Annotated in this window: 14 protein-coding genes and 1 pseudogene; all 15 read right to left on the minus strand. The window is 42.7% G+C overall.

The window, feature by feature from the left end:
* Positions 1 to 56: 56 nt before the first annotated feature.
* A pseudogene (locus AN618_RS14115) lies at positions 57 to 254 on the minus strand (transposase); the annotation flags it as partial.
* A gap of 294 nt (positions 255 to 548) precedes the next feature.
* Entirely contained in the window at positions 549 to 3728 is a 3180-nt protein-coding gene (locus tag AN618_RS00695; RefSeq protein ID WP_066350830.1) for a glycosyltransferase, read from the minus strand.
* 15 nt (positions 3729 to 3743) lie between these two features.
* Positions 3744 to 3980 (minus strand): carbon storage regulator CsrA, encoded by a 237-nt coding sequence (gene csrA, locus AN618_RS00700; protein ID WP_066350831.1) that lies wholly within the window; start codon positions 3978 to 3980, stop codon positions 3744 to 3746.
* A 2-nt stretch (positions 3981 to 3982) separates the two neighbouring features.
* Positions 3983 to 4423, minus strand: a complete 441-nt coding sequence (fliW, locus tag AN618_RS00705; RefSeq protein WP_245628320.1) for a flagellar assembly protein FliW — start codon at positions 4421 to 4423, stop codon at positions 3983 to 3985.
* A gap of 26 nt (positions 4424 to 4449) precedes the next feature.
* Positions 4450 to 4845, minus strand: coding sequence for a nucleotidyltransferase substrate binding protein (locus tag AN618_RS00710; RefSeq protein WP_066350832.1), 396 nt, complete (start codon positions 4843 to 4845; stop codon positions 4450 to 4452).
* Positions 4826 to 5164 (minus strand): nucleotidyltransferase family protein, encoded by a 339-nt coding sequence (locus AN618_RS00715; RefSeq protein WP_066350835.1) that lies wholly within the window; start codon positions 5162 to 5164, stop codon positions 4826 to 4828. Before AN618_RS00715 ends, AN618_RS00710 begins: the two co-directional genes overlap by 20 nt.
* Positions 5165 to 5206: 42 nt before the next feature.
* Positions 5207 to 5785, minus strand: a complete 579-nt coding sequence (locus AN618_RS00720) for a DUF6470 family protein (RefSeq protein ID WP_066350836.1) — start codon at positions 5783 to 5785, stop codon at positions 5207 to 5209.
* A 171-nt stretch (positions 5786 to 5956) separates the two neighbouring features.
* The gene (gene flgL, locus AN618_RS12530; RefSeq protein ID WP_083514965.1) at positions 5957 to 7204 is read right to left on the minus strand and encodes a flagellar hook-associated protein FlgL; all 1248 of its coding nucleotides are present in this window, start codon (positions 7202 to 7204) and stop codon (positions 5957 to 5959) included.
* Positions 7205 to 7214: 10 nt separating this feature from the next.
* Positions 7215 to 8630, minus strand: coding sequence for a flagellar hook-associated protein FlgK (flgK, locus tag AN618_RS00730; RefSeq protein ID WP_245628321.1), 1416 nt, complete (start codon positions 8628 to 8630; stop codon positions 7215 to 7217).
* Between the two features lie 8 nt (positions 8631 to 8638).
* Complete coding sequence (locus AN618_RS00735; RefSeq protein WP_066350841.1) at positions 8639 to 9124, minus strand: flagellar protein FlgN; 486 nt, start codon at positions 9122 to 9124, stop codon at positions 8639 to 8641.
* Positions 9125 to 9137: 13 nt separating this feature from the next.
* Positions 9138 to 9434 carry a flagellar biosynthesis anti-sigma factor FlgM gene (gene flgM, locus AN618_RS00740; protein WP_066350843.1) on the minus strand — a complete coding sequence of 99 codons (297 nt, stop codon included), beginning with the start codon at positions 9432 to 9434 and terminating at the stop codon, positions 9138 to 9140.
* 130 nt (positions 9435 to 9564) lie between these two features.
* Positions 9565 to 9972, minus strand: coding sequence for a TIGR03826 family flagellar region protein (locus tag AN618_RS00745; RefSeq protein WP_066350845.1), 408 nt, complete (start codon positions 9970 to 9972; stop codon positions 9565 to 9567).
* 19 nt (positions 9973 to 9991) lie between these two features.
* The gene (locus tag AN618_RS00750) at positions 9992 to 10714 is read right to left on the minus strand and encodes a ComFC family protein (protein ID WP_066350846.1); all 723 of its coding nucleotides are present in this window, start codon (positions 10712 to 10714) and stop codon (positions 9992 to 9994) included.
* Between the two features lie 109 nt (positions 10715 to 10823).
* The gene (hpf, locus tag AN618_RS00755; RefSeq protein ID WP_066350847.1) at positions 10824 to 11366 is read right to left on the minus strand and encodes a ribosome hibernation-promoting factor, HPF/YfiA family; all 543 of its coding nucleotides are present in this window, start codon (positions 11364 to 11366) and stop codon (positions 10824 to 10826) included.
* An 81-nt stretch (positions 11367 to 11447) separates the two neighbouring features.
* Entirely contained in the window at positions 11448 to 13103 is a 1656-nt protein-coding gene (locus AN618_RS00760; protein ID WP_066350994.1) for a nucleoside kinase, read from the minus strand.
* Positions 13104 to 13118: the final 15 nt, after the last annotated feature.

A 13118-nucleotide genomic window follows, 5' to 3' on the forward strand; every position in this document is an offset into this window, starting at 1 on the left:
AAAAAGGTAAGCTTTTTCTCTAAAAAACTTTAAACTTTAAGCTATAATTGGGTGGTTTTACAAAGTTCAGAAATCGTGGTTTTTGAAACTTGGTATCGCAAAGTTCATAAGTTATTTCTTTAATTTTCTGGTAGATATCCTATTAACCACCATTCCCATTAAGCCAGTAAGAGTGCCTGTTTGTTTCTCTTGTAACAGCGAAAGATATCAGTAGTGAGCTTACAGTTACGGACCCTTGAAACTCTTAACGTAAGAAACCTCGACTCTCGTAAGTTAATTTCTCTAACAGTAGCCGTTACAGTAGGCTGTGTTCCTTCGGTTCTTTCACAAAATTTCGGGGGCCTGGAGCTTGCAGTATGTGATGCAAAATTTCAAGACAATGGAAATATCATATTGAACCATTTCTTATCCCTTCTATTAGGTTTTTAGGTTTGTTACGTTTAAAATTATATAACCAAAGGGTAAGAGTATCTCAATACTTTTTTAAAAACTTCCTTTTCACACAATTTGCGGACTTAACTCTTGCCTTCCCTTAGTAATTTCTCATTTCACAACTTTGCTGTGAACATCGATTTATAATATTTGAAATTGTTATGGAATACTTTAAATAAACTTTCACCGTAAATTTGCATTGCCCGACTTAAAATTTTATTTTCAAGCTCATTCAACTCATTTTCACCAAATATCTCTTTTTTCTTCAAATTTACAAGTACATACGCACACTGGATTGGTATATCTTTTGCCCTCTGTTCTATCTGCTTTGACATTGAAAAACTATTCCCAATTTCATAACCTAGATATGTATAAAAAACAGGAATTATTCTTTTAACCATTTTACCAAGGAGAAATTCATCCACTATTATTGTATCTTCAGCAACTTTCATTTTCTCAATACCAATATCGTCAAATAATGCCATTAATTTCTGATAAACTTCCTTTAATAATTTTTTATTTAACAAAGTATTTATAAGTGAAATTCTGCCGCTTAATAAATTTAATTCTAGTAAAACATAGTCCATTAAATCAGGTAAAAATTGGCGATACCATACTTCTCCTGTAAAGTCAGAACCTCTTTTTAAGGCACAAGATACTGCAATATAGTAATCGTCCCCAATGTTTGCTTTATGTAAAGCCAATTTCTCTAATGATCTTGTAAAAATAACATCATCTATATCATGAAAGAATATATATTCTCCGTTACAAGCTTTTACCCCTTCATATCGTGCTCTAAACGTCCCAATATTTTTTTCCAAATTATGGATAACGACTTTATCCCGTAAGGCTTTATATTTTTTTAGCCCATCTTTTAATAGTTCATCAGAACCGTCTTCAGAACCATCATTCACAAACACTACCTCAAAATCTGGATATTTAATATGGGATATATTTTCCAAAGCCTGGCTGATATAATTTTTACCATTGTAAAACGGTATTATTATAGACACACTCGGAAATTTTACTTCCTTTATAATTACTTTCCCTTCTTGAAAACGAATTTTTCTATTATCATTTACATCTTCAAATAGACGAGCATACTTTTGATCTTTCGTCCCAATTGAGATCAGCCAAGAACCCACAGGAGAATAACCTTCAAAGTACTTTTTCAAATTATGTGCTATTGCAATATTAGTTGCTTCTGGATTAATTCTTCTCACATACCCCGCTTCAGAAATAACTCCAATAACTTCCTCATACAAAGGAATAATTCCTGCTTCTTTGAACAACTGTTTAAATGTGAAGAAATCCCGCTCAACTCCATATTCCCAAGTATTCTTCTTTTGTGAATAATCTTTTGCTAATTTATATACTGCGGAACCGCTATACGGCACTCCGATAATAATATACTTGCCTGATTCAGCCATTTCTTTTAACATTTTAATAATATGAGTATCATCAAAATGTTCAAGAACTCCTACATTAAATACAATATCGTAATCTTTAAAACCTTGCTTCGTTAATTCAAATCCATTTCCCAACTTGAAATTACAATCATGTATATCATATCTTTCAGCTATCATTTTAGCCAGTTTAATAGACTCTTCCTCAATATCTATACCTGTTACTTTTGCTCCCCACAAAGATAATTCTAATGACGTTAATCCTGTACCAGTACCAACCTCCAAGATTTTGGCATCTTTTATATAGAAAAACCTACTCAATAGCTCTGCAAATTCTGAACGGAGAGTAACTCCAAATATTTCGTTAGCTATTTTAACAGGATCAGTCCGTAAATAATTTGACCATAATTTTTTCCAACAACTAACATTATCTTCAACCTGGCTTATATTCGCATCATTATTTCTCAGATTTATAAAACTGCCATCGTTTTTAGTTTTAGTTAATAACAACCCGTCTTTGTCAACCATATTTTTTAATATCTGCTTTATATTTTCAATCTGTTTTTCTAACGAGAACCTCTCGATAAACTCCCTATATTCTTTTGAATTATACTCATCTGAAGTAATCATTTTTACCGCTTCGTCAACAGTATCGTAAATGTACTTATCAGGATATAATTCCTTTACTCCGTAAAAATTATGAATTATCGGCTTTATACCTTTTGACATAGCTTCTGCAATATTATACCCGAAACTTTCATGTATGCTCGTCGACAATAAATAATTCTTATCTTCCCACCATTCATCCATATCATCTACCCAACCGTAGAAAATAACGTTATCCTCAAGACCCATCTCTTTTACCATGTATTTTAAATAATATTCATATCTTTTATCTTGAAAGCTACCAGCAACATGCAACTTATAGTTAGAATTTATCTCCTTTAATTTTTTAATTATTTGCAACATCATAGGAGGATTTTTCTTATAACTTATATCTGCAACCCAAGCAATATTATATCCTGGTTTTCTTTCCTTAAATGTCAACTTATTTAAATCTACCCCATTAAAAACTACTTCTGTCGCTACTCTTCCTGCAACATCCGAAAATTCCCTAAAAAATATTTCTTTTATATGAGGAGCAACAAATATTAGTTTGTCTACATTACTCCAGTTTATTCTTCTAGGTAGCTCACTGAATACTTCATAGCTATGTAACCTTACAATTATCTTTTTCCCTATAATTCCTGGATAATTTGTCCCAACTATTGCTACCTGATCTGCCCACTCAAACCAAACTATATCAGCCCAATCTATCGCTTTATAAATCTCTCTATCAGTTTTAACTATAAACTTTCTAACCCAGTAGTCATTTGATAAACCTTCAATTATATCATTTATAAACTTATCTCCACCAACGATGCAAACAATGGCTAATTTTGGTTTTTGGGTTGCAGTTTGTATCCTTTCTTTTAGCAAATAAAATTTATTTTTCAACTCTACTAACAATTTTTCAGGAACATTTTTTAATGCTAATCCCATATGCTTTAAAGCTTTTTCAAAATTGCCTTCAAAAACATAAAGGTCAGAAAGAATGTCATTTATCTCCCATGAATTTTCATCTAACCTAAAATACTGCTCAGCATATTCCTTTACTTTATTCCAGTTTTTTAACTGGTAATATATTATCGACAGGTTAAAAAGAGCATCTGGATTACCCGGAAACTTCTTTAACATTTCTTTTAATACGCCTATAGCCTTATTCTTTTTATTGAGATTATAATAGGACAAAGCATAAAGCAAATAATCGCTCTGTGTTACAGGTTTTTCATTGGAAAAAATATCTATTATTTCCTCATATTTACCCGAATCGTATAATTCTTTAATCATAGGTACCTCCTCTTTTTAATTTTCCTTTTCCTTTACTTTCCCTTCTATTATCTCAAAGGCCTTGTAAGACATATCAAAGGCCGCTTTGTTTTCGCCTCTTATCTCATCCAAAAGCTCAGCCCGCAGGATTTTAACCCCCTTTGGAGCTTTTATGCCGAGCTTCACCCTGTCCCCGTCGACTTCGACAACGGTTATCTCCACCTCATCGCCTATAAAGAGCCTTTCTCCCCTTCTCCGCGAAATGACCAGCATGTTTAAGTCTCCTTTTTATTGAAAATCGCAACAGGCTGTTTTATCTTATACTCCGGGTTTTCGGCGATTAGCTGGGCTCCGAGTCGTTCGTGGGGATTCAGGACTATGGGGCCTTTAAGGTTTACCGTCGTCCTTTCCACATCCTGAGGGACAGTGAGAACGGCAAGCACCACGCCATCTTCAACAGAGCCGAGCTTTAACTTTTTCAGGTCACTTTCACATAGTGCCGGTGCATAATCCGGGAAAAATCCTACCGGTTCCACAACCGGCAGGGCAAAATCCTTTTCGTCCACCGACTGAAGCCATTTTATAGTTTCACTTCCCGGATGGTCAATGAGGATAAACCTTTTTAAATTTTCAAAGCCTATTATGCCGTTTGGGAAGTTTATTATTTTTTCTTCCTCCACTTCGATCTCGCCGAAAAATTTCGTTTTTATCTTCATTATGTTTTTCCTCCGGTTTTTCGGTTTTACTTTTCGATATACTTTTCCGCACAATCTTTTAGCTCTCTTAATAAACCAACGTAAAAAGACTTTATCTTGTTGTAAATCGCCCTGGCTTCATTTTCGTCGTATATATGGGAAGTCTTACTCCTGTCTATCAACATTTCTATCCACGCTTCTCCATCGGATATAATCCCGGCTTTGAAGCCTTCTCTTATTGCGCTTCTCGGGCTTTTTACTTCAATTCCTTCATATTCAAGGCAATCCTTGATAAGCTTCCATGCAAGTTCAAAGGCAAACTCGAACCTCTGGATAACTCCATCTATAATTATCTCATTCGAAGGGTCGATATTCACACCTTCTTCCAGCCTCTTTAAGGCATTTACAAAATCATTAAACCTTTCAATTATCCTTTCTCTCATAAATCAAAACCCCATCTTTTAATATTTTTTCTTTAAGGGAATCTTTTTTTAGCTTCTCAAAATGGACCACATCGAAGGAGAGCGGGGTATCTATTTCATCTATTTCATCTACTATGAGGCTAAATTCTCTATCGGTAATATTTTCCGAAAAAATGGCTAAATCCACATCCGACGTTTTTTTGAAATCTCCTCTTGCCCTTGAGCCGAAAAGGAGAACTTTTTGCACCGCGTACTTTTCAAATATCCGCCGCAGTTCATTTAGTATCTTTTCATCAATATGGATGCCCTTTCCTTTACCGTCCTGATTATTCAAAAGCATTAAGATACCACCCTAGTATATCTTGCCATATTCATCCAATATTTAAACCCTGACATCCATATATTCCCCTACTTTTACGGGGGTTATCTTTATGTAAGGGGGTTTTTCAAGATAAGGCCTTACCTTAGCGTATTCGTAGGATATATCCACCGGGAAGGGGTTTACGCTTACCTTCACATAGCCCTCCTTCAGCCCTATATCCACCTTCCCTTCGCTGAAGTGGATGTCCGGCGGGGTTTTGGGGATTAAATCCACATTGAAGTCCTTTTCGGGAAAGGCATCCTGCTCTGCCAGATCGGCAATGGATATCTCCTTTTCTATGGCGCCCAGCGTGTCGCCTTCCTGCACTATTTTTTCCACCGCCTGCCAGGTAAGGTCCTTTGCCTCGTAAAACCACTGCCTTGCGAGGGTCGGCATATCGGCAAGGCCGATTTCCGAAAAGGGGGCTTCGAGGTCAATCCTTTCTATTCTCGGGTGCTCGACCTTAACTTCTAGATCGGGAGATTTTTTCTCAAGGTCGAAGCCCCCGGTAATATCCTTTTTTATTTCCATATTTCCCTTTTTGTAGTCTATGCCGAGCTCCCCAAAGGAAAATTGGATGTCGAGGGTGTAAATTTGCATGAGATTTTCACCTTCCGCAGGTGCAGACTAAAAGAAACCTTTGAGACAAAAATCGGCCTTGAATTCAGGCCGCACATAAATATCGATTAGCGTCCCGTACTCAAACGCCACTTTTTATATCGCTGCTAATTGTAATAACTATACATAATACCTAAAGCGCCATAACCATACCTACCTCAAAAAGTCCACAAGGGTGGGCTGGATTATCCTTGCTCCCACCGCAAGGGATGCCCTGTACACATTTTCTTCCATCTTAAGGTCCATTATGACCTGCGCTATGTCTATGTCCTCGGTCTTTGAAAGGAGCGCTGTATAGTCGATCCTATTGTTTTCTACCCTGGTTCTTGTGGCTTCCAGGCGGTTTATCTTTGCACCTACCTGGGAGCGGAATTTTAAAAGGACATTTATGGCATCGTCTAGGCCTGAGAGCCTCGAGGAGAGCGAAGTCGGGTCGTTGTTCTGAAGGTCTTTTTCTATGCTCTCCACTATTTCGAATATCCTGCCGAAGACTTCGTCGCCGTATAATGCAACGTCCATGGTGTTGAGCCTTCCAAGGTTGTACGAATTTCTCCTTTCGACGGAAAGGCTTAAAACTACCGTGCCTTCGCCCTTCAGGGGGAAGTTTTTGAAATTGAGGACGAAATTCCGAGAAGGATCTTCGATTTCGTTGCCATTCTGGTCTTTCGTGACCCCTTTTATAGTCTGTCCGTCCTCATCTATCTTAACTCCCTGGGCCTTCGCAATTGTATTTCCATCGGCATCCTTTATTTCAATATCCGCAGTCATATTCGAGCTGTTGTAATTTGAAATTATTATCGTGTATTCACCCAGGTCTATTGCGCTTCCTAGCTTTGCCATGTCCACCGACGCCGCTTTAAAGCCGGTTTGCTCGCTTGCTCCTTTCCCAGTGTCGGACAGTACTTCCACCTTAGTGAGGAAGGCAAAAGCCGGATTTGCAACTATCTTTCCGCTTGCATCGTAGGAAAAGGGCCTGATGTTGGCAGAGTAGCCGCCAAAGAGGTACTTGTTGTTGTAGGAGGCGTTGGCTTCCTGCAAAATCTGCTCCTTGAGCTGGGTTATCTCATCGAGAATGGCTTTTCTATCGCTTTCCGTCAGAGTGCCGTTGGCACCGTACACCACCAGCTCCCTTATCCTCTGGAGGATTTCGCCTGTATTCTGCAGGGCCGTTTCGGTGTTTTGCAGCCAAGTCACCGCATCGTCCACGTTCTTGGCGTACTGGTCGACGGAAAGGAGGGTATTCCTGAGGCGCATGGCAAGCACCGCAGAAACCGGGTCGTCGGAAGGAAGCCTCACCCTCTTTCCGGAGGAAAGCTGGTCCTGTTTTTCTCCAAGCCTCCTCAAATTGTTGGAGAGGTTCCTCATGAAGGCTTCAGTTAGCATACTCTGGGTTATCCTCATCTACTCATCCCTACCTTCCTGCAACGCCCATGCGGTTTACTATGGTTTCCAGCATCTCGTCTAACGCCGTTATCATCCTGGCTGCGGCGTTGTAAGCGTGTTGGTACATTATCATCTTGGTCATCTCTTCATCTATGGAAACGGAGGAAATCTCCTTTCGCCTCTCGTCAAGCTGGCTCACCATGTAATCCTGGGCTTCGGCCATCCTCTTTGCTTCCTGGGAATCTATGCCTATCCTCGAAATCAAGGCACTGTAGTAGTCGTCTATTGTGCCGTTTAGGTCTGAAAGGTAAGCGTACCTCAAGTCGGCGAGCTTCAAGGCATTTCGGTTATCCCCCGGAATTCCTGTCGATGTCTCCGCCGCCGCTATCCTTTTTACGTCATTCAAAATGTCCGGGCTTACGAACATGAGGGAACCGTCGTCCATTTCGCTTAAAACGAAAAACTCTCTTCCCGGCTCGCCGTAGAGGTCGTAGCCTCCTTTGTGGATTTCGTTGAAATTTTGGGCGAAAACTTCTGCAAATGTCTTTAGGCTATCCAAATACCCTGAAACTTTATCCCTCAAATCTAAAAGTCCCTTTAGTTCCCCGGATTTCATCGAGAGCGGCAGGTTGTAGTCCTTCCAGATGGGCAGGTCATCGGGATTTGCCGCATCAAAAGTTACGGGAGACGTCTTGCTGCCCTTTACCAGGATGGCCCCTCCTACGTTAATAGTAAAAATACCGTTTTCGTCCTCGTAGGTCTTGATATCCACGATTTTCGAAAGCTGGTCGAGCAAAAGGTCCCTCTTATCCCTCAGGTCGGAAGCTGTCACACCCTTTATCTCAAGCTGCTGGATTTCGGAATTCAAGGCGGCGATTTGCCTCGCGAGGGTGTTTATTTCGTTCACTTTCACCGAAATGTTGAAGTTCACGTCTTCTATTATCTCTTTAAGCTGTCTTGCAGTATGGTTTATCGTATCCGCCAGAGTCACGGCCCGTTCCTTCACCGTCTCCCTTATTTCTATGGCCTCCGGATTCTTCGAAAGCTCTTCAAGAGCCTGCCAGAACTGGGTGAGCACTGATGAGACGCCTATATCGGAAGGTTCGTTGAACACCGCCTCTACTTGTCTTAGTATATCGGCCTGCACCGACCATTGGCCCAGGGAGGAGTTTTCGTCCCTGTACTGCATGTCGGCAAAGTCGTCCCTTATCCTCACGATGTCGGCCACTTTCACCCCGGTGCCTGGCTGGAAAACGCCGGCTCCCGTTGAAATCATGCCGTAGGGCTTCATGAAAGTAGCTTCCATCACGGGCCTCTGGCGGGAGTAACCCGGGGTGTTGGCGTTGGCGACGTTATGGGCTACATTTTCCTGCGCCCTCTGCTGGGCAAATAGCGCCCTTTTTGCGATTTCTATGCCGAAAAAGCTGGAATACAAATATATCACCGTCCCGTCTACGCTTTCCTATCTATTATCCTCAAGGTCTCCTCTTCGGAAGTCCTTCCCCCTGCATCATAGCCCGTGGCTTTTTTTGCAGCAGAAGTCATGAGCTCTATGGAAAAGTTTATGTATTCAAGGGCCCTCCGGATGAGCTTTTCGTTGATTTCGTTCCGGTGCTGAAGCTTTAAAAGGATTTCTTTCAGTTCCTCCGCAATTCTGTCAAACTCTTTCTTTTTCTCCTCCGGGAGTATCTCTTTCAGCTTTTCCGCGGTGGTTTCTCCGCCGCAAAGCGACTGTGCTATTTTCATCCTCTCGCTTTCCATTTTCCCGAGCTTTAATATCATTTCCTGCTCTACGTCCGTTATTTCTCCCAGGGTCTTCACATCGCCCTTTACGAGGACGTCGGTTTTTTTTTCGGAAAGCGAAAGGAGCTCCCGGTAAAGTTCCGTTTGATTTTTCAAATTCCCGATGAGCTGGTCAACTAAGCCCTCAAAGTTCATAAAAAAGCCCCCGCTATATCAATCTTCCCTTAAGGTAATCTTCCACCATCTTTTCGGCGATAAGCCTTCCCTCAACGTTATAGGTGCCCTTTTGTATTTGTTCTTTGAGTCTTGCGACCTTTTCCTGCCTTATCTCGCTTACTTTCGACGCATATTCCAGGGCTTTTTTTATTTCCAGCGCGTCGGAGGAAAGGCTTACGCCGTCTTCAGCGTGGCTTTCGCCTCTTTCTGTTGACTTTTTTTCAATCCTCTTTGCCAGGTTTTCGTAAACCCTTACTATGCCTTCCAAGCCGGTCCGGTTTATGTTCATGGTTTTTTCCCCTTTCGCCTGCTTTCATATATTTTTATCGAATAAAAAAACGAAGGGATGAGCGGGGAAAAAGCTTAAATATGCCTTTTTTCTCCACGTACTTCACGAAATCTTTGATTTCCTTGCCTTTTTATCTTGATTTTTCGTCCTGATAGCGCGAAAGGTGGATTTTCCCCTTCATGTCTTCCCTTTGCTGTAAAGGGACTTTAGCCACGCCGAATTTTTTCTTCATTTCGTTTGCGCATTTGTCGCAAAACCTGCCTGTGAGAATTGGGGTACCGCACATTTCGCAGCGAAGGATCATATTTACGTTTTCTTTCTTTAAAATAAGCCTGCCTTCCCTCAAAAACTCCAGGATCTTCTTTGGAGGCACTCCTGTCTTTTCGGAAATTTCTTCCATGGTGGCCCCAGGCACTTCGTATAGATACTCCTTTACCTTTCGGAATTCCTCTTCCTCTTTGGCGGCGCACTCGGGGCAAAGGTTTCTCGTGACATAAACGAAAACCTTACCGCACACCGGACAGTTCCTGAGCTCCAACTTACACACCTCCCAAAAATTAACCTCTTGCGGCACAAAGCACGTAAACCCCGGCCGCTCCGGCAGAAAGCAGCGCCCTCGAGCATTCGTCCGCCGTGCTGCCGGTGGTATATACGTCGTCGATTAAAAGAAGCGTTTTCCCATTTATCGCAGGGCCGTGCTTTACCGCAAAGGCTCCCGCCACGTTGGCCTCTCTCAGGCCTTTCTCGAGGAGGCTCTGGTGTTCAGTCGGCCTTGTCCTGATAAGGCCTCTGAAAACGGGGACGCCGGTCCTTTGGCTTATTTTCCTGGCAAGAAGCAGAGACTGGTTAAAGCCCCTTTCTCTTTCCCTTTCCGGGTGCAGGGGGACGGGTATCAAATAATCAAAAGGCGGCCAGTTTTGATTTTTTAAAGTTTCGCACATTTTTTCGCCTATCAGTTCGCAAAGGCCGGACTCTCCCCGGTACTTGTAAAGGTGGATGATATCTTTTAAAACCCCTTTGTAGGCGCCGAAAGCCCTGGCCTCCACGAAGTGGCGGTTTTTCCCCATGCAGTCGTCGCAAATCGAATTTTCCCGTTCTAAAGGCCTTCCGCATTTCAAACACAAAGGAGGCTTTACCGGTTCTATCTTTCTTCGGCATGCTTCGCACAAAAATTTTTCGCCTTTGTCAAGCTTTGAGCTGCAAAGCAGGCAGAAGGGCTTTCCCGGGAAAAGGGCATCTATAAAAAAGCCGGCGATCTTATGGATTTCATCACGCAGCATAACTTTTTAGCCTTCCTAGCAAAACCTTCTATTCTTGGGTATAGTTCGACATATTTTTATTTTTCTCCTGCTTTTGGGCAAAAAATAAAGCCCGCCCGGGCAGGGCAGGCTACATCATTTCAGGGACGATGAGTCCGTAGTCCCCGTCTTTTCTTTTGTACACCACGTTTATCTCGTCGGTTTCGGCGTTGGTGAAAACGAAGAAGTTGTGCCCGAGGAGGTTCATCTGAAGAACCGCCTCGTCCACGCTCATGGGCTTTACCGCAAATCTCTTTACCTTCACTACTTTTAGTTCTTCATCTTCCGCTTCTTCCTCAAGCATAGCGCCGTTCGTTTTCTGGGAATCCCTCCGCAAGGCTTTTGTGAGCCTGGTCTTGAACTTCTCTATCTGCCTTTCGAGCTTTTCCACCACCAGGTCAATGGAAGAATACATGTCCTGGGTTTCCTCTTCGCCCCTCAAGATTATGTCGTTCACTGGAATGGTCACTTCCACGATGTGCCTGTCTTTTTCCACGTGGAATGTCACCTGGGCCTCCAAATTATCGCTATTCAGGTAATTGAAATGCCTGCTCAGTTTTCCGATTTTTTTCTCAGCGTATTCCCTCAGAGCCGGGGTTACCTCAATGTTTTTGCCGCTCACCGATACTTTCATAAGCAAGCTCCCCTTCTTTATTAAATGTTCTGTGTCTACAATTATACCAATATTTGCCGACAAAATCCAGCCCGGATGTATTTATCCTACCTTGAAGCAGCTACCCCCTATAAATTCGCGGATTATCGACGTTGCGGGTATTTCCCATTCGTCCTCGAGGGGCTCGAAGTACTCGAGGAGCTTTAAAAGGTACCTTGCCGTCACGTGTTCGGGGAATTCCTCGCCTATTTTCTTAAGAAGAGGCTCCGCGTATTTTTTCATTACCGCAAATTCATAGACCAGGGCCGAGTTGAACATAACGTCGGCCTCTTCCTGGAAGGGGAAGATATATTTTTTTGCTCCCTTTTGAACGGATGGCCACATCGCTATGGTCTTTAAGGCATCCGCCCCCCGGGTGCGGCTATCCCTGACTATGCGCCTCAAAAGCCTCGTATGGGTAGTGGAGATGTAATTGTGGTTGTCTATGGAAAGCTGGGTGAGTGCGCTCACGTAAATTTTGAACTTATCCTTTTTGGGGATGGCAAAGGTGAGCTTTTCGTTTAACGCGTGGATGCCCTCTATTATTATGGGCTGGTCCTTTTCGATTTTTACGGGGTCCTTGCGAAACTCCCTTTTGCCCGTTATAAAATCGTACCGTGGCAGGTATACCTCTTTTCCCTGTATCAAAGCCGCAAGCTGCCTGTTGAAAAGCTCGATGTCTATGGCTTCTAAAGCTTCAAAGTCGGGCTTTCCATCCTCTCCCAAAGGCGTCTTTTCTCGGTCCACGAAATAGTCATCGAGCGATATGGCAAGGGGCTTTGCGCCGTTTACCATGAGGTGCACCATAAGCCTCTGGGCGAAGGTGGTCTTTCCGGAAGAAGACGGGCCTGCTATCAGTATTACCCTCAGCATATCCCTGTTTTCGCAAATCAAATCGGCAATCTGAGCTATTTTCTTTTCGTGGAGCGCCTCCGCAATCCTTATGATTTCGCCGGCTCTCCCAGAGGTTATATAATCGTTTAACGCTCCGGCGTCGGCTATCCCCAATATGTGGGCCCAGCGCTCGGACTCCCAGAATACTTTGAAAAGTTTGGGCTGTTCGTCAAAGGGCGGGATTTCTAGTGGGACCTCCGGTTCCGGGTGCTGCAGTATGACTCCTGGAAGATAATACTTCAGTGCAAACCATCGCACGTACCCAGTGGAGGGTAGCATAATCCCTGCAAAGTAGTCCATCATCCCATCTAGCTCGTATAAGTCGATGTAGTCTCCCTTTAAGTATTTGAAGAGCCTTACCTTGTCGTCCCAACCCATTTTTTTGAAATACACCGCAGCCTCTTCGGTCGGGACCCTTTTTTTGATTATGGGAAGGTCCTTTTCAACAAGCTCCCGCATCCTCATTTCTACGGCCTTAACGTCGTCTGAGTCAATCGGCTCTTTCCACTGGATTTCAGAGTAGATTCCATTTCCTATAGAGTGTTCCACCATCACCCGGCAGCCGGGGAGGACGTCGCTCGCCGCCTTTATGAAAATGAAAGCAAGGGTCCTCACGTATATCCTCATGCCGGTTTCGCTGGAAAGGTCGAGAAATTCCACGTCAGCATCGCCTTCTATGACGTGGTTGAGGTCATAGACGCGGTTTTTTAACACAGCGCAAGTCACCGGAGAAGAAAAGGCATCCTTTACTCCTTCGGCAATTTCGCGCAAAGTTACGGGGCTTTCGTAAGTTTTTTCACCCACACCTTTTATATGAACCTTCATTGCATCTTCACCTCT

This window comes from Fervidicola ferrireducens (assembly GCF_001562425.1).
Classification (GTDB): domain Bacteria; phylum Bacillota; class Thermosediminibacteria; order Thermosediminibacterales; family Thermosediminibacteraceae; genus Fervidicola; species Fervidicola ferrireducens.